Origin of the sequence: Streptomyces griseus (assembly GCF_900460065.1) — a bacterium.
In the GTDB taxonomy this organism is placed as follows: domain Bacteria; phylum Actinomycetota; class Actinomycetes; order Streptomycetales; family Streptomycetaceae; genus Streptomyces; species Streptomyces griseus.
In genome coordinates, this window is sequence record NZ_UAVD01000029.1 from 137,824 (window position 1) to 159,253 (window position 21,430).

A 21,430-nucleotide genomic window follows, 5' to 3' on the forward strand; every position below is an offset into this window, starting at 1 on the left:
GCGTACGGGCGCGCCGGCCGCCGCACCCACAGCCTCCACTATCGCCGCTGCGCGGGTGGACGGCCGCCGCCCGGCCCGACCACCCCGGCGCGCACACGCCCCGGTCTGCATGGTGCGCACCCCCGGATATGGGTGCTGTCCCCGATGGTCCCCGGGGGCCTTCCCCGACGACCATGAGGCCAGGGCCCCGGGGGGCCCTGCCCCGTGACCGCACCGCGGGGGCCGGGGCATCAGGAACCGACACGGTTTCCGTACCGGGGAGGGAGACACCATGCCCACGTACGACGAGCGGCTGCGCGACCTGGAGGAGCAGCTGCGCCGCGACGATCCCGGGTTCGCCGAGGCGATGTCCGGCGGGACCCCGCGCACCCCGCGGGAGTACCGCCGCCGCAACGCCTGGGTGTGGCTCGCCATCGGGCTCGCCGCACTGGGCATCGGCATCGCCGTGGGCCACGGTCTCCTGATCGCCGCCGGCCTGGTCGTGTCCGGAGCCGCCGCACACCTCTTCGACCCGCAGCGCGGGCGCCTGCACGGGCGGGACATCCCCAGCGCCCGCTGACCCGCGCCCCCTCCGGGCGGTGCCCGCACACACCGCCCCCGGCCCCCTTCCGGCCGGCGTCGAGGCCCCGTCCGAACCCCCGGACGGGGCCTTCGCGCGTACGGGACCACGACGGGCTTCAGCCGAAGGAGCCGACCGGCCCGTGATCCACCGTCACCGCCGCACCGCCGAACGTGACCCTCGTCCGCGCCCCGTCCCGCGCCCAGTGCACCTCGACGGTGTCGCCGGCCACCGTCACCCTGCCCACCACATCGGCCGGCTCCGGGTCGTCCTCCGGGCCGGCGGTGAGAGAGGCGAGGGCGGCCAGGACCACCGTGCCGGTCACCTCGGCGGCGAGGCGGGGCACGGTCGCCCACCGGGCGAACGCCGTCCCCTGCGGGGCCCGTACGTCCTCGGGAGCCTCCCAGCCGTGCAGCCCCCACAGCCGTGAGCGCACCGTGCCTCCGGGGTCGGTGGCCCAGCCCGTCAGCTCGGCCCGCGCCCCGTCCGGCGCGCCCAGCACCCGGTGCAGCCGCAGTTCGTGGTGGCCCCGTGCCACGACCGCGCTCTCCACCCGCAGTCCGGGGACGGTGGTCGGGCCCGCCGGGAACACCGGCAGGTGCCAGGAGGCCGCCCAGCCCCAGCCGTCGCCGTGCCCGCACCCGAGCGGATGGATGCGCCGCCGTGCGCTGCGCGCCCCGCCGACCGTCACCGACAGCTGGTTGTCCGCGGTGTTCGCCGCCGAGGTGGGCCCGGTCACGGTGGAGTACGCGAGCCGCGCGTAGAGCGGGTCCTCCTCGGCGGCGGACTCGCGCTCGTCCGGGCGGACGTGGTCGCTGCCGTGGTTGTGCAGCCGCACCACGCCGTCCGCCCGCGTCGACTGCAACAGGAATCCCGCCGCGGGCACGGACAGCACCCGGTCGGGCCCCTCGCTCGGGGCCGCTTCCTCCGGCGACGACCAGAGGGGATGCCCGGCGGGAGCCAGCAGGGACACGAAGGCCTTCGACGCCCAGTACGGGGAAGCGGGTCCGGAGTAGGTCTGGAGCGTCGCCGCGTGCGGGCCGTGCCAGCCGAGGCTCAACAGCCCGCTGTCGTCGACCGCGCCGCGGTCCAGGAAGTACCGCAGCGCCCCGCTGGCCACCCGCCGGGACGCCCCCGGCGTGAGCGGCGTGTGGCCGGTCACCGCGCCGAGCCCCACGCCCGCGGTCGCTGCGAAGCGATAGGTCAGCGAACGCCCGAAGTGCAGCGGGGCCCCGTCGCCGCCGAACATCAGCGAGAAGCTCTCCAGATGCTCGCGCAACCGCGCCCCGTGCCGCGCCGACTCGCCCGCGTCGCCCGACAGATGGGCGTCGAGCAGCGGATACAGGTGCAGCGCCCAGCCGTTGTAGTGGTCGAAGGCGCGCCCGTCCCCGTCGGCGTACCAGCCCTCGCCCCGGTACCAGCTCTCCAGCAGCTCCAGAGCCCGCTCCCGGGCCCGGGCCGTCTCCGCGTCGCCCCGGCCCACCGACTCCAGGAAACCGGCCACGGTGTAGGGGAAGAGATACCAGTTGTTGCCCGCCGGGACGTGCCGCAGGGCGCCCCGCAACCAGTGCTCGGCCCGGTCCCGCACGTCGTGGCTCAGCCGGTCCCAGAGCCAGGGCCGGGTGAGCCGCAGCCCGAGGGCCACCGAGGCGGACTCCACCATGGGCTGCCCCTGCACATGATGGTCCAGGATCAGCGGCCAGGACTCCGCGTCGTCCCGGCCCGGTGTCCGCGTACCGGCGTCGAGCCCGTCCGCGTACCGCTCCAGCAGACCGTTGGGATCCTCGCCGCCCGCCCCCGCGACCCGGAAGCCCGCCGCCAGGAAGGTGCGCGCGTACCCCTCCAGCCCGTCCGAGCGGACACCCGAGTGCGACGGGGGGCCGGGCAGGTCGAGCCGGGCGCCCCCCGGTGTGGCCCACTTCCACGCGGCCTTCAGCATCCCGTCGGCTGCCGCCTCCCAGTGGGCGCGGGTGTATCCGGTGCAGGGGCTCGACGCGCGGTCTTCCGGAGGGAGTTCGAAGGGGGCACCAAGGGAGACGGTCATGCGTGAATCCTGAGCGACTGATCGAAGAGGGTCAATAGATCGATCACAAGCGGGCCGAATCGATCAAACGCTCATAGGGGTGGTGGGGGAGGTCGAGCCCGGGAGCCCGCCGGCCGGAAACCGGTGCGCAAAACCGGTGCGCTTACCATCTTTCCCGACATGGACTCCATCAGCCTCTGGCAACTGGTCGCCCTCGCGGCGGCATCCACCCTCGTCGGCTTCTCCAAGACAGCTGTCAGCGGTGCCAACACGATCAGCCTCGCGGTCTTCGCGGCCGTGCTCCCGGCCCGCGAATCGACCGGAGTGCTGCTTCCGATCCTCATCGTCGGCGATCTCCTCGCCGTGACCGTCTACCGCCGTCACGCCCACTGGCCCACCCTCCTCCGACTGTTCCCCGCCGTCGCCGTGGGCGTCGTGGCGGGCACCCTGTTCCTGCTGTGGGCCGACGACGCGGCGGTCCGCACCTCCATCGGCGCGATCCTGCTGTTCATGACGGGCGTCACCCTGTGGCGCCGGCGGCTCGCGGAGAAGGAGTCCGGACCCGAAGCGCGGAAGGAGTCCGGATCCGAAGGGGAGAAGGAGTCCGGACCCGAAGCGGGCACCGGGCCCGCCGCGGGCGACGAAGGCGCCCCCGGCACCGGTCGGACCGCGGCGCGCGGCTACGGGGTGCTCGGCGGGTTCACCACGATGGTCGCCAACGCCGGCGGGCCGGTGATGTCGCTCTACCTGCTCTCGGCCGGCTTCCGCAAGCTCGGCTTCCTCGGCACCTCGGCCTGGTTCTTCCTGATCCTGAACGTGTCCAAGGTGCCGTTCAGCGTGGGCCTCGGCCTGATCGACGCCCGCTCCCTGCTGCTCGACGCCTGCCTGGTGCTGTTCGTCCTGCCCGGCGCCTACCTGGGCCGGGTGTGCGTCGACCGGATCAACCAGAGGGTGTTCGACCGGATCGTCATCGGCGCGACGGTGATCGGGGGACTTCAACTCCTGTTGATCTGAGGCGGCCGGGCCGCCGGACCGCTTCCTCAGGGAAGGAGCAGCCAGTCCGCGCCCACGGCGGCGAGCAGCCCGATCCCCAGCAGCCAGCTGGCCAGCCGGGTGCGTCCGTTCCTGCTCAACTCGATGACCACGCCGCACAGGATGAGCGCGAGTCCGTAGACGCCGACGACGAGTACCGACGAGCGGCTCGCGATGCGCAGTCCGAGCACGAGGGCCATCGCCGCCATGCCCACCGAGGAGAGCACGATGCGCAGCCGCCGGGCCTGGCGCGGGGTGAGTCTCGTCTCGTCCTGACCGTCCTGACCGTCCTGACCGTCCCGGTCGTCCTGAGCGTCCCGGTCGTCCTGACGGTCCTCATCACCGGGGACGACGACGCCGCCCGAAGCCGTCCCGGTGGCCGTGGCCGCCCCCGCCTCCGTCGCCGCCTCCGCGGATGTAGCCGTAGCCGTGGCCGCTTCCGTCTCCGCGGCGGTGTCGGCTATCAGGGAATCGGCGCCCCCGTCCTTCTCGCGCCGGTCCGCGTGCTGATCCTGATCCTGGTCAGAAGTGCTCATGGAGCCGGATCGTAGTAGCTGTACGGAGCCGGGACCCGCGGACCGCGTTGTTCCGCTCCCGCCCCCGCCCGCCCCCGCCCGCCCCCGCACCGCCTCGACTCCGCCCTTCGGGTCACCTCCGCAGCCGGGGCGCCTCGGTGGCCGCGTCGACCGTCGGGCCCGCCTCCACCCGGTCCGCCAACTGCCGGGCCCAGTCGGACAGTCCGGCGACCGCGATCCCGTGCGGCCCCGCCCCGGTGAAGGGGGCGAGCGCCCCCGCGCCCCGGCGCAGCAGCCGCGCGCCGCCCGTGGTGCTGCCCCGCGCGGAATGGGTCAGCCCCACCGCGAGCTGGGCCAGCCCCCGCCAGAGCTCGCGCTCCTCCTGGGGACCCGACTTCCAGGCGTCCTCGAAGACCTCGTGCGCGTGGAAGGGCTTTCCCTCGTCCAGCAGTCGCTGCGCTTCCCGGAGCGTCTCCGCGGGCGTGCGGACGACCCCCTCCGGCTGCCGCTCGACGCCCGGTGCGCCGTACGGCAGGGGACGTCCCAGTCCGTCACGGGGGCGCGCATTGCGCGCCCGGCCCTCGGCATCACGGTCTCTGCGCGTCTCGTTCACCACTCGATTGTGCCCCGCACCTGCGGGGAATCCCGCGAACCCTGTCGACGAGGACCCGCGCACGACTAGGCTCGACCGTCGAGAAGACTGCCTCTGTGGGAAGGGTGGGCATGAAGCCGTCCCAACCGTTGTACGAGCGTGAACCGGAACTCGCCGCGGCCGCGGAGGCGGTGGACGCCCTCTGCGGTGCGCAGGCCGTCGGCGGACTCCTGGTATTCAGCGGAGAGGCGGGGATCGGCAAGACCGCACTGCTCGCGGAGATCCGGCGCATGGCCGCCGACCGCTGCACCGTCTGGTCCGCCCGGGGAGGCGAGACCGTCACCTCCGTACCGCTCCACGTCGTACGGCAGTTGCTGCATCCCGCACTCGACCAGTTTCCGCCCGACGAGACCCGCGCCCTGCTCGGCGACTGGTACGAGACGACCGCCCCGGCCCTGGGGCTCGCCGAGCCGAGCGGCCCGCAGCCCGACCCGCAGGGCGTGCGCGACGGCCTGGACTTCGTCGTCGGCCGCCTCGCGTCCCGGCTCAGCCACCGGCCGTTACTGCTCATCGTGGACGACGCGCACTGGGCGGACGGCGAATCCCTCGCCTGGCTGGCCTCGTTCACCGCCCGCCTCGGTGAACTGCCGGTCCTGGTGGTGCAGGCCCACCGCCCGCAGGAACTGGCCGAGCGCGACGCCAACTACATCGCCGACCGCGAGGCCGAGCGCGGGTTCGGCAGCCAGGGGACGGTGACCCGGGTCGCCCTGCGGGCGCTGACTCCGGACGCCACCGCCGTACTGGTCCGCGCGGCCCTCGGCGATCACGCCGACGACCCGTTCTGCCGTGAGGTGTGGGCCGTCACCGGCGGCAATCCGTACGAGGCGGTCGAACTGGTCGCCAAGGTCCAGGACCGCGAACTGCCGCCGGTGGAGGAATCCGCGGGCGAACTGCGCGAGCTCGGCGCGTCCGCCAGGGGCAGCGGGCTCGTCGCCCGCCTGGAGCGGCTCGGCACGAACGCCAACCGGTTCGCCTGGGCCGCCGCGGTCCTCGGCACCGACATCTCGCAGGAACTGGCCGCCACCCTCGCCGGAATGAGCTCGGCCGAGGCCGCCGACTGCACGGCCCGGCTGCGGGACGCCCGTATCGTCAGCGGCTTCGACCCGTTGGAGTTCGTCCACCCGCTGATCGCGACCGCGGTCTACCGCTCGATCCCGCCGGCCACCCGCACCGCCATGCACGGGCGCGCCGCCTGGGCGATCACCCGGGCCGGCCTCGGCGCCGCGGCGGCCTCCCGGCACCTGCTGGAGGTCCATCCGGACGACGACCAGGAACTGGTCGCGCAACTGCGGGAAGCCGCCCGCCAGCACCTCGCCGTCGGCGCGCCCGAAGCGGCCCGGCGCTGCCTGGAACGGGCCCTGGAGGAGCCGCCGCGCCCCAAGGACCGGGCCGTCCTACTGTACGAGCTGGGCTGTGCCACGCTGCTGAGCTCCCCGCCCACCACGGTCCAGCACCTGCGCGCGGCCCTGGACATGCCGGGGCTCGACGACGGGCTGCGGGTCGACGCCACCTTCCGGCTCGCCGCCGCGCTCGCCCACAACAACCAGCTCAAGGACGCGGCCCTCTCGCTGGCCGCCGAAGCCGCGCGCACCGCACCCGGTCCCGGACTGATGCGCCTCCAGGCCGCGCACTTCATGTGGGAGGGCATGCAGGCCACCGAGGACGACGGGCCGGCCCGCTCCCGTCGGCTCACCCGCAACGCCGACCACCTCAAGGGCCGCGACAACGCGGAGCGGGCGCTGCTCACGCTGCGGGCCTTCGACGCCATGGTGCGCGGTGAGAACGCCCAGCTCATCGTCGACCTCTGCGAACGCGCGCTGATCGACGGCAGTCCCGCCCGGGGACTCGGCTGGACCGACTCCGAGTGGGGCTTCGAACTCCCCACCATGGTCGGCATCGCGTACACCTTCGTCGACCAACTGGACCGCGCCGAGAGCCTCTTCGGCGAAGCGGTCAGGGCCTTCGAGATCTCCGGCTGGAGCGGGGCCCACCTGGCGTTCGCGCACACCCTCCTCGGCATGGTCCACCGCCGGCGCGGACGCCTCGCCGAGGCCGAGGGCTTCCTGCGCGAAGGGCTCCGCCTCGCCGACCGCGTCGGCTCCGGACTCCCCGTCCACTGGGACGCGGCCTGCCTGCTCATCGACACCCTGCTGGCCCGCGGACGCACCGAGGAGGCCCGCCGCATCGCCGACCGCTACGACTTCGGCCCGCCCTACCCCAGCGCCATGGTGCTGCCCGACGGCCCGTCCATGCGGGGCCGCCTGCTGCTGGCGGAGGGCCGCAAGGAGGACGCGATCGCGGAGCTCGAAGCGGCGGGCGCCGCTCTGGAGTCGCGCGAACGCTTCAACGGCGTCTGGGCACCCTGGGCCGGCGACCTGGCGCGGGCCCTGGCCGAGGACGACCCGGCCCGCGCGGCCCACCTCGCCGCCAGGAACCGGGTGCACGCCGAACGGTTCGGCACGCCCACCGCCATGGGTGAGGCGCTGCGCTGCGTCGCCCTCTTCGCGCCCCCGGAGCGGTCCGCGCAACTGCTGGCCGAGGCGGTGGCACACCTGGAGAAGTCCCCTCCGCCTACGAGCACGCCCTCGCCCGGGTCGACTACGGCATCGCGATCGGTTCGCACCGGGAACTCGCCCGCGCCCAGAAGCAGGCGATGGCCTGCGGCGCCGAAGGGCTGGCCGCCCGCGCGCAACAGGCACGCGCGTCGATACGGTCCTCCGAGTGAGGTAATGTTTGTCCTGCGCGGTCACCCGGGGGAACCGGGAGAAACGCGGCGGGACGTGGCGCAGCTTGGTAGCGCACTTGACTGGGGGTCAAGGGGTCGCAGGTTCAAATCCTGTCGTCCCGACTGGAGACAGTCGTAGATCAAGGGCCGGTTTCGGAGCAATCCGAAACCGGCCCTTGATCATTTTTGGGGACCAGTCGGGGACCAGCCGGAGGTCCGGCGTCCCTGACCGGGGCAGCGGGTCATGACGACGGGGCCCGGGCCCCCGGCCGCGCACCGAAGTCCCCTCGTCGTAGGGGGTATGCCGTAGGGGGGGCGTAAGGGGGTAGCCGATCGGCTACCCCTTGAGGAGCCCGATGGGCCATGTGCCGACGCGCTCCGGCCCTGCACGGTTGAGGGCATGGCTCTCATTGAAGTGAACGATCTGCGCAAGAGCTACGGCGGACGCCCCGTCGTGGACGGCGTCTCCCTCGCGGTGGAGGAGGGGGAGATCTTCGGAGTTCTGGGCTCCAACGGCGCAGGCAAGACCACCACCGTCGAGTCGATCATCGGGCTGCGCGTTCCGGACAGCGGCACCATCCGGGTGTGCGGGCTCGACCCGATCGCCGACCGGGCGAAGACCACGCTCGTCATCGGCGCGCAGCTGCAGGAGAGTGAGCTGCAGGGCAAGCTCACCGTCGCCGAGGTGCTCCGGCTGTACACCGACTGCTACCCCGACCCCGCCGACTGGCGCACCCTGGCCGAGCGCCTCGGCCTGGGGGAGAAGCTCAACACCCGTTTCGCGCATCTGTCCGGCGGCCAGAAGCAGCGGCTGGCCATCGCGCTCGCGCTGGTCGGCAACCCCCGGGTCGTCGTCCTGGACGAGCTGACGACCGGCCTGGACCCGGCGGCGCGGCGCGAAGTGTGGTCGCTGATCGAGGACGTCCGGGCGAGCGGCGTCACCATTCTCCTCGTCACGCACTTCATGGAAGAGGCACAGCGGCTGTGCGACCGGGTCGCGATCTTCAGCCGGGGCCGGATCACCGCCCAGGACACCCCCTCCGGTCTGGTGGCGCAGTCCGCTAGCGGCACCGTCATCTCCTTCACCCCGTCCCGTCCGCTGGCCGCGGACGCCCTCGCCGCCCTGCCGGGTCTCGCCTCCATCACTCAACATGACGGCAAGTTCACCCTCGCCGGTACCGACGAGACCGTGAACGCGGTGATCAACCTGCTCGCCCGCAACCGGGTGAGCGCCCACCATCTGCGCGTCACCGACTCCACCCTCGACGACGCCTTCCTCGACCTGACGGGAGCCGACGCGTGAGCGCCGCCACCGCACCTCCGGCCCCTTCCCTCACCGCCAACGTCAGGGCCCGCCCCGGCCGGGCCGTGCTCCGGGCCGAGACGCTGCTGTTCTTCCGTGAGCCCGGCTCGGTGTTCTGGGTCATGGCCTTCCCCACCCTGCTGCTGCTGATCCTCGGCTTCATCCCGGCCATGACCGAGGCCAAGGACGAGCTCGGCGGCCTGTCCACCGTCGAGGCCTATGTGCCCGTCGCCGTGCTGCTCTCGATGATCATGGCCGGCCTGATGGCCATGCCTCCGGTGATCACCGGCTACCGCGAGCGCGGCATCCTGCGACGCATGTCCACTACCCCGGTGCGCCCCACCTCCGTGCTCGGTGCTCAGGTGGGACTGCACGCCGCCGCTTCCCTGTTCTCCGCCGTGCTCACCCTCGCGGTGGGACGCATCGTCTCCGGCGTCGCCCTGCCGGGCCAGATCCTCGGCTACCTGCTGACCCTGCTCCTGGCGGTGGTGTGCGTGCTGGCGCTCGGCGCGCTGATCTCCGCGCTGTCCCCCACCACGAAGATCGCCCAGGCGGTCAGCATCTCGGTGTTCTTCCCCTCGATGCTCGCGGCCGGCGTCTACATGCCCATCCAGCAGATGCCCGACGTGATGGCGAGGATCGTGGAACTGCTGCCCTTCGGCGCCGCCGCCCAGGCCCTGAACCAGGCCACCGCCGGTGACTGGCCGGACTGGAACCACCTCGGCGTACTGGCCCTGTGGACGCTCGTGCTGTCCGCGTCCGCCACGCGCTGGTTCCGTTGGCAGTGACGAACGAATCACGTGCGCCGGGTGCCATGGCCAACACTGACGGCATGGCACCCGACGCATCCCCTCAGGACACCGATCCGCGGGCCGTGCACCCAGCGCCGCCGCTGCTCCTTCGGTTCAGCCCTCCCGCCCTCCTCGCCGTCGCCCTGGTGCTGGCCGGAGCGACCGCGGCCTTCATCGGCATGAGTGGCGCCGACTGGTGGGCGCTGGGCGCACTCGCCGCCGCGGCACTCGTCCTGCAACTGTGGTGGGACCGGACGGCACGCGCCCGGCCCGGCCCCCACGCGGCCGGCGCGACGTACTACGCGTTGCGCTCGGCCCTGGGGTTCGGTCTGGCCTGGATCAACCCGTTCTGCGCCTTCTACGCCGCGGTCGGCTGCTTCGACGTCGAGCGGCTGGTGCCCCGTCGCTGGATCCCCCTCGGCCTGCTGGCCACCGCCGTGACGATCGCCGGCGCGCAGATCGGCGGCATGCCGCCCGGATCCATGACGAGGTGGGTGTTCTACGGCCTGCTGGTCGCCGTGAACACGGGCGTCTTCCTGACCGTCCGGCACGACGCGGAGAAGGAGGAGCACCGTACCCGTGAGCGGGTGGAGACCATCCGTGAGCTGGAGCGGGCCCTGACGGAGAACGCGGCCCTGCACGATCAGTTGCTGCTCCAGGCGAGGGAGGCCGGGATCGCCGAAGAACGCCGTCGACTGGCTGCGGAGATCCACGACACCGTCGCCCAAGACCTGACCGGCGTCATCTCCCAGCTCCAGGTCGTCACCGACTCCCGGGAGCCGGACACGGTCCGCGTCCACGCCGAACGGGCCCTGCAACTGGCCCGCCACAGCCTCGGCGAGGCCCGCCGCGCCGTCGTCAACCTCGCACCCGTCGCGCTGGCCGAGGACGACCTGCCCGAGGCATTGCGGAAGACGGTCGCTCGCTGGTCCGAACGCACCTGCGTGCAGGCCGAGTTCACCCTGACCGGCACCGCCGAGCCGCAGCACGACGAGGTGCGGGCGACCCTGCTGCGCATCGCGGCGGAGGCGCTGTCCAACGCGGCACGCCACGCGAAGGCCACCCGGGTCGGCGTGACCCTGACCTACCTGGGCCAGGAGGTCGTGCTCGACGTCCGCGACGACGGCCACGGCTTCGACCCGTCCGCCCCGCCCGAGCGCGGCACCGGGACCGGAACCGGGTCAGGCTTCGGCCTGGCGGGCATGCGGGCCCGCGCCGAACGGCTTGCCGGGGAGCTGACCGTGGAGTCCGAACCGGGCCTGGGCACCGTCGTGTCCGCGTGTGTACCGTCGGTGCCCTATGAACGCTGAGAACCACGAGACGATCACCCTGCTGATCGTCGACGACCACCCGGTGGTACGCGACGGCCTGCACAACATGCTCGATTCCGCGGACGGCTTCACCGTGCTCGGCGAGGCCTCCGGAGGCAAAGAGGCCGTGGAGCTCACCCTCCGTACGGACCCGGACGTCGTCCTGATGGACCTCCGCATGCCGACCGGCAGCGGCGTCGAGGCCATCGCCGAGCTGACCCGTCGCGGCGTACGGGCTCGGGTCCTGGTGCTCACCACCTACGACACCGACTCCGACACACTCCCCGCGATCGAAGCCGGGGCCACGGGCTACCTCCTCAAGGACGCGCTGCGCGACGAGCTGTACGGGGCCATCAGAGCGGCGGCGGCGGGCCGTACCGTCCTGTCCCCGGCGGTCGCCACCCGCCTGGTCACGGCGGTACGCAACCCCGCCGCACCCCCTGCCGACGACCCACTCTCCACACGGGAGCTGCAGATCCTCGAACACGTGGAACGCGGCGCGTCGAACCGGGAGATCGCCCGCGCGCTGTTCATCAGCGAGGCGACCGTCAAGAAGCACCTGACCCATATCTACGACAAGCTGGACGTGCGGGACCGGGCCGCGGCAGTGGCCGCCGCCTTCCGGCGGGGCATCCTCGGCTGACCGTGACGCCGTAGGAGCCACCCGAGGGCGCCTCGGAGGTCCTGACAAAGGCGTTTCACGTGCCGGTGTGTGGTGAGGCATGTGGCGAGGCCGAGGAAGGCTTCGTGGATGTCGTCTCGTCGTTCCCAGCGGGTGCGGAGGCGTCGGAAGCCTTGCAGCCAGGCGATGGTGCGCTCGACGACCCAGCGGTGAATGCCGAGGCCGGATCCGTGGGCGATGCCACGGCGGGCGATGACGGGTTTGACGCCCTGCACCCAGACGAGCCGGCGGATGTGCTCCGACCGCGGGGCCGGGTCCCCGGCCGGGGAAGGCACGTACCCCCCGCGGCCTCGGAAGCCTCCGGGCGGCGATGCCGCGTATCCCATAGGGCGTTGGCTGGAGCCGGCTGACGATCAGGAAACGGGAGGGTGGCCGACCGAATGAGATGGCCTCCCCGTCAGGGAGCAAGCTCGGTCGAGGGAAGAACAAGCTGCTCAGATGTGAGGTACGCCTCACCTCTCCGGCGCCTTTCCCGGGACGGCGCTGTAACGATCAGCCCTTTCGGCCCACTACTCCATGACAGAACACACCAGGAAGGACAGGAGGTGCGGCCGTGCCCGACTACGACGCGGATCGTTTCACCGCCATCTATGACGGATGTCGACAACGCGTGTGGGCCTACGTCGTCAGCCGAGCGGGACGACAGGTGGCCGACGAAGTGGTGAGCGAGACGTTCACCGTGGCCTGGCGCAAGCTGGACGAGGTCCCCGAGCCGCCGCTGCCGTGGCTGCTCGGGGTCGCCCGCAACATTCTGCGAGACAACATCCGGGCGGAGGCCAGACGCACGTCTTTCGTTGCCGAACTGCGCTCCTGGACAGAACCCGCCGAGGCGGACATCGCAGAGGAAATCTCCGAGCGAAGCGCGCTGCTCAAGGCGCTGGCCTCGCTGCCGGAGGACGACCGGGAACTGCTGATCCTCTCCGGATGGCAGGGGCTGACCCCGGCGCAGGCGGCCAGGGTGGTCGGCTGTTCGCCCATCACCCTGCGGGTCCGCCTTCACCGAGCGCGGAAGCGGCTTACCGAAGCCGCTTCCGCCTACCCGCTCATTCGGGATGCCGCAGTTGAGCAAGGCATGTCCCCTCAGGTCCGGATCGCGACAGGAAAAGAAGCCTGATGAAGAACGACATCCTGCACCGTCTGACAGCCGCCCGCCCCGCCCACCTCGACCCCGGCCGTCCCACGCCGCTGCTTCGGGATGAGGAACTCGCGAGGATCATGACCTCTCCCCGCGCAACACCCAAAGCGCGCGACACCGTCCAGCCGAACAGGGCGCGTCGCCCACTCCTCTCGGGTCTCGCCCTGGCCGCCGTGGCGGTGGCCCTGGTAGTGATCACCGACATCCCGCCGGACGGGGCAGCGTCCGCGCCGCACTCCGAGGCGACTGGCTCCGGCAGCGAGGTCCTGTTCGCCGCCGCCGCGCATGTCGAGCAGCAACAGGCCGGCTCCGGCGCCTACTGGTACGTGGAGGAACATCTCGGTTCCCTCCAAGAGGTCCCCGGCAAGAGCTACACCGTCGCCGTGCGCACGGAGCAGCGCTCCTGGACGGCCGCCGCCAAGAACAGGCAGTGGTCGCAGCTCCTGGACCTGGGCTCGCGTCCTGCCACGAAAGCCGACGAGGATGCCTGGAAGGCGGACGGTTCCCCCACGTCATGGCACCTGGAGGGCGAGACCCTCACCTACGCCGGCAAGGGCGAGATCCAACACGACGCCCCCGGCGGAAAGGCGGACATCGGCACGATGGGTGACCTGCCCCTCCATCTTCTGGACTCGCTTCCCACCGATGAAAAGGCCCTGCGCAAGCGCCTTTCCGCCCTGGTCGACAAGGACTACAACGCCCCCGCGGAAATCCTTGACCGGATGGTCGTCGACACGGCCGTCCAACTCGCCACGACCCTCCCGTCCACCCCTGCTCTGCGCGCCGCGGCCTACCGTCTCCTCGCCGCCGAACCCGGCGTGCGCTCTCTTGGTGACGTCAAGGACCACACAGGCCGCACCGGCTACGCCGTCGCCCTTTCCAGCCCCCACGAGGCCGTCGAACTCCACCTGATCTTCGACAAGTCCACGGGCATGCCACTCGGCACCGAGACCGTCATCACGCAGAACGGTGAGACGGGAAACAAGGGCAAGCCACAGGCCTACACAACGATCACCTCGATGAAGTGGACCGAGGACGCGCCACCGTTCAACACCGACTCCAAGGACCCGGGCCCCATCTCCGGCCCTGGCGAGAAACTGGACGCCGAGCCAACTCGCTGAGGCGCACGGCCCGGGGCCGGCGGGGTGCCTTCTGTGAGGAGGCGCCCGGCATCAGCCCAGCGTTTCTCCCTGTCGATGGTGCTGAGCGGGCCGGTCCAGCGGACGGTGCCGTAGGTCAGGTCGCGAGCGTGCCGGTACTTTGCCGACCAGCGGACGAAGTGGCCGGTCTCGTCGGCTCGGAGAGGACCGGCTGCCCGTCCAACTGGAGGACGTCGAGAGCGACGTCATACGCCGGGAACGCATGCGCGAGCGCCCGTACCGTCCGAGGGCGCCGGACGCGGCACGCCGATGGAGCGCCCCGAAGTCCACCACCCCCCGCCGGTCAGGGCCAGCAATTCGCCATCGAGGAACAGCCCGGGCGGGAGCCGGGCCGCGGCCGCCACCAGATCGGGGAACCGGTCCTGGAACAGCGTGCCCAGGTGCACATCCTGTCGTCCCGACTGGAGACAGTCGTGGATCAGGGCCGGTTTCGGAGCCACCCGAAACCGGCCCTTGACCATTCCCGAGGACTCCGCGGCTCCTCCACGTGGCCGGCACCGCGTGCTCAGTTCAACCGCTGCTGCCAGTCCTCGGGTACTGCTCCGGCGGGGCCGGGAACCGGCTGGTCGGCCGGGTGGGAGGTGGGCGGCGCGAGCTGCGGACCCTCGTAGAACTGCTCGGTCTCGTTGTTGTAGAACCACTCCTCGCCCGGTTCATAGCTGGTGATGAAGGGGTGGCCGGCCGTCCGGTAGTGCCCGGTGGCGTGCTGGGACGGGGAGGAGTCGCAGCAGCCGATGCGGCCGCAGGCGGCGCAGCGCCGCAGGTGGAACCACCAGCCGGGACCGTCCCCCGCCAGGCAGTCGGCGCAGCCCGGCCCGCTCGGGGCGGCCTGCGGGTCGATACCCGGGATCTCTTGGTCAGCCATGGAAGTGCTCCTCGCTCGGTTCCTCGCCGGGGGGTGCCCCACGCGGTGGGGGGACGGCCGACCTCTCCAGGCTGCGCCCGGTCCCGGTGGAAGGCCAGCCGAGGGAGCACCGCGGCGTGACGGCCCGGGCGGGCGTTCGTCAGCTGCGGTGCTCCGGGTTGGGTGCGTCGAAGCGGCAGCCGGCCTGCCACTCCGGGCGCTGGTTGCCGTACGCGGGGATGCCTCCGGCGTGTTTCAGGAGAGCGGCGAGGTGCATGAGGTTCCAGGCCGCGAAGGTGGTGTTCCGGTTGGTGAAGTCGTTCTCGGGGCCGCCGGAGCCGGGATCGAGATAGCTGGGTCCTGGGCCCGCCTCGCCGATCCACCCCGCGTCAGCCTGCGGGGGGATGGCGTATCCGATGTGCTGGAGGCTGTAGAGGATGTTCATCGCGCAGTGCTTGAGGCCGTCCTCGTTGCCGGTGATGAGACAGCCGCCGACCCGCCCGTAGTAGGCGGACTGGCCCGCGTCGTTGAGTTCGGCCGAGTTGGAGTAGAGCCGTTCGATGACGTGCTTCATCACGGAGCTGTTGTCACCGAGCCAGATCGGCCCGCAGAGCACCAGGATGTCGGCGGCCATCACCTCGGCGTACAGATCCGGCCAGGCATCGGTGGCGGCGCCGTGCTCGGTCATGTCGGGCTGGACGCCGACCGCGAGGTCCCGGTCGACGGGGCGGATCACCTGGGTGCGCACGCCGGCCGCGCGCATCACGGCGGTGCTGCGGTCGATCAGCCCCTCGGTGTTGCTCGTCTCCGGTGACGGCTTGAGGGTGCAGTTGAGGTAGAGGGCGCTGAGGTCGTCGTAGCGGGGCGCGGTGGTGGGCGGCACGGGTGCGGGTCCCTTCACGGTGGCTGATGACACGAGCTTGGAAGACATGGGCGGGAAGGGCCATCGCAGCGCGGCGAACGCGGTACGCCCCCGGCACCCGCCCGGCATCCAGCGGATGCAGCCCGAGGCGCCCGGCGGGAGAGTGGAACCATGTGTCCTCGGCCGTACGGGTCGGGGCGGTGCTCCGGGAGGCGCCTCCGATGGATCTGTTTCCCCCGCTGCCCAGGGAGTCCTGGGGAGAGACCAAGGAGACACTGCACCGGTTCCTCCAGATCGTCGGGAAGGTGCGGCTGGCGGCCAGCGTCCGGCGCAACCACTGGTGGAACGTCCCCTTCCACCTGACCGGCGACGGCATCACCACCCGGCCCAGCGGCCCGCTGGGCGACGGCACCGTGTTCACCGTCGATTTCGACTTCGCCGCTCACCGACTCCGGGTTCTCACCCTCGACGGGCGTCGGGTGTCGTTCTCCCTGCTGGGACTGTCGGTCGGTGACTTCTACCGCGAGTTCACCCGCGCACTGGCCCACCTGGGCATCAGCACGCTTCCGGAGCACCCGTACCCCTTCGACCTGCCCGACGCGGCCCGGCCGTTCTCCGAGGACGACGAACACGCCACGTACGATCCGGCCGCCGTGACTCGCTACTGGACCATCCTCACCCAGGTCATGCTGGTCCTGGAGAAGTACGCGGCCGGATACTCCGGGAAGACCAGCCCCGTCCACCACTTCTGGCACACCTTCGACATCGCCGTCACCCGGTTCTCCGACCGGCACGTGGCGCAGGGGCTGTCCGTCGATCCCGTGACCCGTGAGGCGTACTCACGCGAGGTGATCAGCAGCGGGTTCTGGTTCGGTGACGAGCGGTCCTACCCGGAACCCGCCTTCTACTCGTACACGGCCCCGGAACCCGACGGACTCGGGCGGCAGCCGCTGGAACCGACGGCCGCGCGGTGGACGGAGAGCAACGGCTCGCACCTGGCCCTCCTGCCCTACGACGACGTGCGCACCCGGCCGGACGCGTCGGCCGAGATCCTCCGGTTCTACGACTCCGCGTTCGCGGCCGGGGCGCGCCTGGCGGGCTGGGACACCGACCGGCTCTGCCCGGGGGGAGTGACCGACCCGCAGGCCCCGGCCGCGGCACATCCGCGGCCCGCCTGACCCGGAAGCCCGGGCGACCGGCCGGTCCGGCCACGGTCGCGACTCCGGCCGGCTGACCCAGATCGGACGACCACGAAGCAAGGATGTGACACATGCCCACGGAAGGCTTTCCCGCACCCGAGTCAGGGATGCTCCTGACCTACTTCCTCAGCGTCGCCGACGTGCCCCGTTCGCGTGCGTTCTACGCGGACGTCCTCGGCGGTGAGGTCGTTCTCGCCGAGAACCCGTGCACGGTCCGGCTGGCCAACAGCTGGATCATCATGAACCCCGGCGGGGGCCCCACGCCCGACAAACCCGGCATCACCCTGCGCCCGCCGGAGGACGTCTCCAGCGCGTCCTGTTTCCTCAACATCCGGGTGGCGGACATCGAGGCCGTCCACCGCGACTGGAGCGCCAAGGGCGCCCAGTTCATCACCGGGCCGATCGACCGCAAGGCCGAGATCCGCTGCTACCTGCGCGATCCGGACGGCTATCTGATCGAGGTCGGTCAGGCCACCGGCATGCTCCGCGGTGTCTACGCCGACCCGCCTCCCGGGCGGTCGGACCGCACCGACGACCCCCCACCGTGAGCTCGGTGGACGGACTGCGGTTCATCCCCCCCGTACGTGCGGCGAACGCGGTGCGCCGTTCCGGCTCCGGGCCGCCGGCGGTGTACGCGCTGGGAATGGCCGTGTCGATGTTCGTACGGGCGGGTGGGCCCTGTCGGCCACGTGCTCGGGCGTCGCCCGTGAGGGATGCGACACCGGCATCCCTCAGCAGGGCTGCGGGCCGGACGGGCGCGCCCCCGGTGCTTCCTCGCGGCGCACGGCCAGCAAGGTGGCGTCGTCGTTGAGGTGTCCCTCGGTGTGATCGGCCAAGGCCTCCACGAGCCGCTTCAGCAGCGTGTCGGGGTCCGTCGGACTGTCGCGCGAGGAGGTACCGACGAGCTCCCGCGCCCAGGGCAGCAGAGGGAAGAAGCCGCCGCGCCGGTCGCGGGCCTCGGTGACGCCGTCGGTGACCAGGAGCACCGTCTCGCCCTTCTCCAGCGGAACGCGGTTGATCCGGGTCTCCGTACCGGTGAGTGCCGCCATCCCGAGGGGCGGGTTCTGCTCCTGCGGCAGTTGGCGCACACCGCCGGAACCGAGCACCAGAGGTCCTTCGTGGCCGAAGTTGACCACGTCGGCGTGGGTCTCGTCTGCCAGCAGGGCGATGACGACGCCGGTGGCGAAGCGCGGCTCGTGCGTGGTGTCGACGGCCGCCAGCAGGGCGTTGTGGCGGCGCAGCCCGTCCTCCATGCGTGCGGTGACCACTGCCATGTCCGCCTCGTGGTAGCCGGCTTCGCGGAAGGCGCCGACGACCGCGCCGGCTGTGGAGAGCGCCGCGAGGCCCTTTCCCTGGACGTCCCCGAGGATGATGCGCGTCCCGTGCGGCGTGGCCAGCACGTCGTAGAAATCGCCGCCCATCCGGGACTCGGTGTCCGCGGGGAGGTAGACCGTGGCGGACTCCACGCCTCCCCAATGGTCCGGGATGGGGCGCACCACGACTTCGCGCGCCGCGAGTACCGCATTCTGCAGCCTCAGCACGTAGGACCGGGTGCGGGAGCGCAGCACGGCCACCAGCACCGCGAGAAGCACGACGCACAAGTCCAGGAGGAAGTTCTCGAGCCGGAGGTTCTGCCCGGGCACCGCAAGAGTGAACACGCGGTTGACGAGCAGGATGGCGGCGCCGAACGCCGCGGTCCCCCAGGGAGAACAGAGCGCCGACGCCAACAGCGGCACCATCAGGAGCCAGTTGTCGATCTCGGAGGAAGGATGCACCCACCACGCCAACACCAGCACCATGACCAGAAAGCCGCCGGGCACCACCCACCCCCACCGCTCCAGGCGGAGCAGGAAGGGCCCGTACGCCCGGTTGCCCCCGAGGAGCCTCCGGGCCGCAGCGCGCAGCCCCTCCGGCTTTACGGATGTCCCAGAAGAGGATTCACTCATGGGATGAAGTGTGACGAATCGGCCGCCCAGGGCTGCGTTGCCGCGCCTCATGCGGGTGTCCGCGTCACAGGGGCGCTCGCAGTGCCCGACCCCGCCACCGCATCCGGACTCCGTTGAGCGGAGGGAAACGGCCACTCCCGCGATCGGCGGGCGCCTGAGGTGGGGACGGGTACTCGGACCTCACATCACGGTCCCCGGTGCGCCGGCGCCGGGAACGGTCCCGGAGGAATCCGGAACCGTCCCTCGGCCCTTGCCGGGGCCTTCCCCTCGGCAACGGCCCCGGCGGAAGGGGCTGGGTGGCTCAAGGGGCGGACGTCGCCCGGTGCGGGGGCTCGTCCTGGGGATGCACGGAGACGGCGATCTTGCCGCGGGGGCGTCCGCGGCCCGGGCCGGTGGATCCGCCTTCCCCCAATGCGTGTGCCCGCGGGACCTCGTCCAGGGGGAGCACGGTGCCGATCACCGGACGGAGCTCGCCCCGGTCGACCAGGCGGCCGAGGGCGTCGAGCTTCGCCCGGCCGGGGCTGACGAAGAGGAAGTGGTAGGTCGCGTTGACGCCCCACGCGGCGAGCAGGTTCTGGGGTTCGGGGGTGTCGACGACGGACACCACGCGGCCCCGGTCGGCGAGGACCTCGGGGCTGCGGGCGAGGGTGTTCCCGCCCACCGTGTCCAGGACGACGTCCACCCCGCCCAGTGCCCGGACCCGCGGCACGTAGTCGCCGGCCGAGAAGTCGATCGCGTGGTCCGCCCCGAGGCCGGAGACGAACGCGTGATCCCCGGCCCGCGCGGTGGTCACCACCTCCGCCCCGAGCGCGCCGGCGACCTGGACGGCGGCCGAGCCGACCCCGCCGGCCCCACCGTGCACCAGGACCCGTTCCCCGGCCCGCACCCCGGCCCGCTCGACCAGCGCCTCCCACGCCGTCACGCCCACGAGCGCGAGACCGGCGGCCTCGATGTGCGACAGACCCGCGGGCTTGCGGGCGACCAGGGCCTGGTCGACCACGTGGAACTCGGCGTACGTTCCCTGGCCGGCGAAGACCGGCGCCAGGTACCAGACCTCGTCGCCCGGCCGGAAGTCGTCCGCGCCGGGGCCGGTCCCGACCACCACGCCGGACACGTCGTTGCCGATCACCGCGGGCAGTGCCACCTGGTCGCGGTAGTCGCCGCGCCGGGTCTGCAGGTCGAGAGGGTTCACGGAGGTGGCGATCACCCGCACCAGGATCTGGCCGGGCCCCGGCTCAGGTCTCGGCCGCTCCCGGGCGGCGAACGAGGTGTCCGTGTCACCGAAGCGGACGAGTTCCATCACGCGCATCGAAGTCGACATGCGAGAACTGTAGATCGACATATTTCAAATCGTCAATGTATGACTCGGATAGGATGGGCGCGTGTTCTCGGAGGCGGAGTTGCAGGCAGTGTTCCGGGCCCTGTCGAACCCGGCCCGCCGCCAGATGCTGGCGTGGCTCAAGGAGCCGATGAGCTTCCCCGGCCAGGAGCTCGACGACGTCGAGATCGGCGTCTGCGTGACCGACATCCAGCAGCGGGCGGGTCTGAGCCAGCCGACCACCTCGCAGTACCTGACGATGCTGCGGCAGGCGGGGCTGGTGGTCGCCACCCGGCGGGGCAAGTGGACCTACTACCGCCGCGACGAGGCGAACATCGCCCGCCTCCTGAAAACCCTGAGCGACGTCTTCTAGCGGTCGGCCGCCGCGCGCCGGGCGCTGCGCGGTGTTCGTCGTGCCGGCCTCGTCCGTGGTGCCGAAGCGCTAGCTCGAGGAGCCGGGGTCCCTCCGCTCGTTCTCCACGCTCCATTCGATGAGCGGGTGCAGGACACGCATCAGGTCGGTGCCTCGTTCGGTGGCCCGGTACGTGATCTGGACCGGCGTCGTCGGTACGACGATCCGCTGGATCAGCCGGTGGCCTTCGAGCTCACGCAGGCGCTGGGACAGCAGGTGGTTCGAGATGCCGGGGATCCGCGCTCGGTAGTCGACGAATCGGCGGGCGCCCCGCATCGCCGCCAGGAGCACCGCGGCACTCCACTTCTTCCCGACGATCTCGATCGAGCGCTGGAAGCTGCGGCACACGTCGTCGTCGATGTGCTCGTAACCGGCTTCCGGGCGGCTCCGGCCCGTGGTGCCGGACGACTCGTCGGACGGTCGAGAAGCGGTCATGCGGTCATGGTATCGAAGCGTGTCATCTTTGATGACCTGGTCATGTTCCGGTTGTCGCCCGTGATCATCGCGGTGCAGCCTTGGAGCATGAACGGACACGGCCGCTTACGACGCGCGACGAACTGATGCGCGATGAACTACGGACACGCGCCGAGGTTCGGGCTGCGTCCGGCCACCGACGTCGACCGCGGACCCGGCCGGCTGATCGAAGCAGCGGGCCCGGCCGGGCAGTGGGCAGTGGACCCGCCGGTCGTCCCGGCCGGAAAGGCCGGCGCCGGCCTCGATCCGCCGGCCGTGTCGCCCTGGACCGCCGGGGCGACGGACTCGCCCCGACCGGTGGTCGAGGCGCACCCCGCCGCCCCCGGGCCTGCGACGCTCGCAAGAGCCGTCGCAGGCCTCCACCGTCCCACCGGAGTCAGCGCCGACCTCCACGCGGGCCCGGCCGCGCTCCTTCCTCGGCGGCCTTCGCACCCGCTTCGAATCCAGGCTGCGGCCCGAGCACATCGTCGAGGCCTGGCCCCCGCCGG

General features: G+C 71.9%; 19 protein-coding genes, 1 tRNA gene and 2 pseudogenes. 13 read left to right on the forward strand and 9 right to left on the reverse strand.

Features of this window, described 5'->3' with window-relative positions:
- Positions 1 to 271: 271 nt before the first annotated feature.
- Positions 272 to 559 carry a DUF3040 domain-containing protein gene (locus DTB53_RS20485; RefSeq protein ID WP_003964766.1) on the forward strand — a complete coding sequence of 96 codons (288 nt, stop codon included), beginning with the start codon at positions 272 to 274 and terminating at the stop codon, positions 557 to 559.
- Positions 560 to 677: 118 nt separating this feature from the next.
- Here DTB53_RS20485 and DTB53_RS20490 read toward each other — a convergent pair whose 3' ends face one another.
- Positions 678 to 2,603, reverse strand: a complete 1,926-nt coding sequence (locus DTB53_RS20490; protein ID WP_012378143.1) for a DUF2264 domain-containing protein — start codon at positions 2,601 to 2,603, stop codon at positions 678 to 680.
- A gap of 159 nt (positions 2,604 to 2,762) precedes the next feature.
- Between DTB53_RS20490 and DTB53_RS20495 the strand changes: the two genes are divergently transcribed.
- Positions 2,763 to 3,596: a sulfite exporter TauE/SafE family protein gene (locus tag DTB53_RS20495; RefSeq protein WP_012378142.1), complete on the forward strand. Its 834-nt coding sequence runs from the start codon at positions 2,763 to 2,765 to the stop codon at positions 3,594 to 3,596.
- A 26-nt stretch (positions 3,597 to 3,622) separates the two neighbouring features.
- Here DTB53_RS20495 and DTB53_RS20500 read toward each other — a convergent pair whose 3' ends face one another.
- Positions 3,623 to 4,150 carry a hypothetical protein gene (locus DTB53_RS20500; protein WP_075025116.1) on the reverse strand — a complete coding sequence of 176 codons (528 nt, stop codon included), beginning with the start codon at positions 4,148 to 4,150 and terminating at the stop codon, positions 3,623 to 3,625.
- 112 nt (positions 4,151 to 4,262) lie between these two features.
- Complete coding sequence (locus DTB53_RS20505) at positions 4,263 to 4,742, reverse strand: DUF309 domain-containing protein (RefSeq protein ID WP_075025140.1); 480 nt, start codon at positions 4,740 to 4,742, stop codon at positions 4,263 to 4,265.
- Positions 4,743 to 4,852: 110 nt separating this feature from the next.
- Between DTB53_RS20505 and DTB53_RS20510 the strand changes: the two are divergent.
- The 6 genes and pseudogenes from DTB53_RS20510 (at position 4,853) to DTB53_RS20535 (ending at position 11,553) form a co-directional block, all read left to right on the forward strand.
- Positions 4,853 to 7,506, forward strand: a pseudogene (locus DTB53_RS20510) (ATP-binding protein).
- 49 nt (positions 7,507 to 7,555) lie between these two features.
- Positions 7,556 to 7,629 (forward strand) — tRNA-Pro (locus DTB53_RS20515).
- 277 nt (positions 7,630 to 7,906) lie between these two features.
- Entirely contained in the window at positions 7,907 to 8,809 is a 903-nt protein-coding gene (locus DTB53_RS20520) for an ABC transporter ATP-binding protein (RefSeq protein ID WP_012378138.1), read from the forward strand.
- A complete protein-coding gene (locus DTB53_RS20525) occupies positions 8,806 to 9,597 on the forward strand; it encodes an ABC transporter permease (protein WP_012378137.1) in 792 nt (263 codons plus the stop codon). Before DTB53_RS20520 ends, DTB53_RS20525 begins: the two co-directional genes overlap by 4 nt.
- Before the next feature lie 26 nt (positions 9,598 to 9,623).
- Positions 9,624 to 10,910, forward strand: a complete 1,287-nt coding sequence (locus tag DTB53_RS20530) for a sensor histidine kinase (protein WP_012378136.1) — start codon at positions 9,624 to 9,626, stop codon at positions 10,908 to 10,910.
- Positions 10,900 to 11,553, forward strand: coding sequence for a response regulator (locus DTB53_RS20535; RefSeq protein ID WP_042495595.1), 654 nt, complete (start codon positions 10,900 to 10,902; stop codon positions 11,551 to 11,553). The genes DTB53_RS20530 and DTB53_RS20535 overlap by 11 nt, the downstream gene beginning before the upstream one ends.
- Positions 11,554 to 11,639: 86 nt before the next feature.
- Here DTB53_RS20535 and DTB53_RS37465 read toward each other — a convergent pair.
- Positions 11,640 to 11,801, reverse strand: a pseudogene (locus tag DTB53_RS37465) (transposase); the annotation flags it as partial.
- Positions 11,802 to 12,145: 344 nt separating this feature from the next.
- Between DTB53_RS37465 and DTB53_RS20545 the strand changes: the two are divergent.
- Both DTB53_RS20545 and DTB53_RS20550 read left to right on the forward strand, forming a co-directional pair.
- The gene (locus DTB53_RS20545; RefSeq protein ID WP_012378133.1) at positions 12,146 to 12,706 is read left to right on the forward strand and encodes an RNA polymerase sigma factor; all 561 of its coding nucleotides are present in this window, start codon (positions 12,146 to 12,148) and stop codon (positions 12,704 to 12,706) included.
- Positions 12,706 to 13,848 (forward strand): CU044_5270 family protein, encoded by a 1,143-nt coding sequence (locus DTB53_RS20550; protein WP_012378132.1) that lies wholly within the window; start codon positions 12,706 to 12,708, stop codon positions 13,846 to 13,848. Before DTB53_RS20545 ends, DTB53_RS20550 begins: the two co-directional genes overlap by 1 nt.
- 544 nt (positions 13,849 to 14,392) lie before the next feature.
- Here the strand turns inward: DTB53_RS20550 and DTB53_RS20560 are convergent.
- A complete protein-coding gene (locus DTB53_RS20560; RefSeq protein ID WP_003964755.1) occupies positions 14,393 to 14,752 on the reverse strand; it encodes a UBP-type zinc finger domain-containing protein in 360 nt (119 codons plus the stop codon).
- Positions 14,753 to 14,891: 139 nt separating this feature from the next.
- A complete protein-coding gene (locus tag DTB53_RS20565) occupies positions 14,892 to 15,662 on the reverse strand; it encodes a flavodoxin family protein (protein WP_202549285.1) in 771 nt (256 codons plus the stop codon).
- A 152-nt stretch (positions 15,663 to 15,814) separates the two neighbouring features.
- Here DTB53_RS20565 and DTB53_RS20570 point away from each other — a divergent pair, with 152 nt between their 5' ends.
- Positions 15,815 to 16,771, forward strand: a complete 957-nt coding sequence (locus DTB53_RS20570) for a DUF5996 family protein (RefSeq protein WP_012378129.1) — start codon at positions 15,815 to 15,817, stop codon at positions 16,769 to 16,771.
- A 92-nt stretch (positions 16,772 to 16,863) separates the two neighbouring features.
- Entirely contained in the window at positions 16,864 to 17,340 is a 477-nt protein-coding gene (locus DTB53_RS20575; RefSeq protein ID WP_003964752.1) for a VOC family protein, read from the forward strand.
- Between the two features lie 183 nt (positions 17,341 to 17,523).
- Here the strand turns inward: DTB53_RS20575 and DTB53_RS20580 are convergent, their stop codons facing one another.
- A complete protein-coding gene (locus DTB53_RS20580; protein WP_012378128.1) occupies positions 17,524 to 18,738 on the reverse strand; it encodes a PP2C family protein-serine/threonine phosphatase in 1,215 nt (404 codons plus the stop codon).
- Positions 18,739 to 19,039: 301 nt separating this feature from the next.
- Complete coding sequence (locus DTB53_RS20585; protein ID WP_042495589.1) at positions 19,040 to 20,059, reverse strand: zinc-binding dehydrogenase; 1,020 nt, start codon at positions 20,057 to 20,059, stop codon at positions 19,040 to 19,042.
- A 61-nt stretch (positions 20,060 to 20,120) separates the two neighbouring features.
- Here DTB53_RS20585 and DTB53_RS20590 point away from each other — a divergent pair, with 61 nt between their 5' ends.
- Positions 20,121 to 20,429: an ArsR/SmtB family transcription factor gene (locus DTB53_RS20590; RefSeq protein ID WP_003964749.1), complete on the forward strand. Its 309-nt coding sequence runs from the start codon at positions 20,121 to 20,123 to the stop codon at positions 20,427 to 20,429.
- 69 nt (positions 20,430 to 20,498) lie between these two features.
- On the opposite strand, the gene DTB53_RS20595 is transcribed toward DTB53_RS20590, so the two are convergent.
- Positions 20,499 to 20,903: a winged helix-turn-helix transcriptional regulator gene (locus tag DTB53_RS20595; RefSeq protein WP_012378126.1), complete on the reverse strand. Its 405-nt coding sequence runs from the start codon at positions 20,901 to 20,903 to the stop codon at positions 20,499 to 20,501.
- Positions 20,904 to 21,430 lie beyond the last annotated feature (527 nt).

Bases quoted from the DNA above. Each gene is read 5' to 3' on its own strand.
- DTB53_RS20500 (WP_075025116.1), bottom strand. From the start codon at position 4,150: ATGAGCACTTCTGACCAGGATCAGGATCAGCACGCGGACCGGCGCGAG.
- DTB53_RS20565 (WP_202549285.1), bottom strand. From the start codon at position 15,662: ATGTCTTCCAAGCTCGTGTCATCAGCCACCGTGAAGGGACCCGCACCC.
- DTB53_RS20535 (WP_042495595.1), top strand. From the start codon at position 10,900: ATGAACGCTGAGAACCACGAGACGATCACCCTGCTGATCGTCGACGAC.
- DTB53_RS20490 (WP_012378143.1), bottom strand. From the start codon at position 2,603: ATGACCGTCTCCCTTGGTGCCCCCTTCGAACTCCCTCCGGAAGACCGC.
- DTB53_RS20530 (WP_012378136.1), top strand. From the start codon at position 9,624: ATGGCCAACACTGACGGCATGGCACCCGACGCATCCCCTCAGGACACC.
- DTB53_RS20550 (WP_012378132.1), top strand. From the start codon at position 12,706: ATGAAGAACGACATCCTGCACCGTCTGACAGCCGCCCGCCCCGCCCAC.
- DTB53_RS20580 (WP_012378128.1), bottom strand. From the start codon at position 18,738: ATGAGTGAATCCTCTTCTGGGACATCCGTAAAGCCGGAGGGGCTGCGC.
- DTB53_RS20595 (WP_012378126.1), bottom strand. From the start codon at position 20,903: ATGACCGCTTCTCGACCGTCCGACGAGTCGTCCGGCACCACGGGCCGG.
- DTB53_RS20520 (WP_012378138.1), top strand. From the start codon at position 7,907: ATGGCTCTCATTGAAGTGAACGATCTGCGCAAGAGCTACGGCGGACGC.
- DTB53_RS20495 (WP_012378142.1), top strand. From the start codon at position 2,763: ATGGACTCCATCAGCCTCTGGCAACTGGTCGCCCTCGCGGCGGCATCC.
- DTB53_RS20585 (WP_042495589.1), bottom strand. From the start codon at position 20,059: ATGTCGACTTCGATGCGCGTGATGGAACTCGTCCGCTTCGGTGACACG.
- DTB53_RS20575 (WP_003964752.1), top strand. From the start codon at position 16,864: ATGCCCACGGAAGGCTTTCCCGCACCCGAGTCAGGGATGCTCCTGACC.
- DTB53_RS20560 (WP_003964755.1), bottom strand. From the start codon at position 14,752: ATGGCTGACCAAGAGATCCCGGGTATCGACCCGCAGGCCGCCCCGAGC.
- DTB53_RS20570 (WP_012378129.1), top strand. From the start codon at position 15,815: ATGGATCTGTTTCCCCCGCTGCCCAGGGAGTCCTGGGGAGAGACCAAG.
- DTB53_RS20485 (WP_003964766.1), top strand. From the start codon at position 272: ATGCCCACGTACGACGAGCGGCTGCGCGACCTGGAGGAGCAGCTGCGC.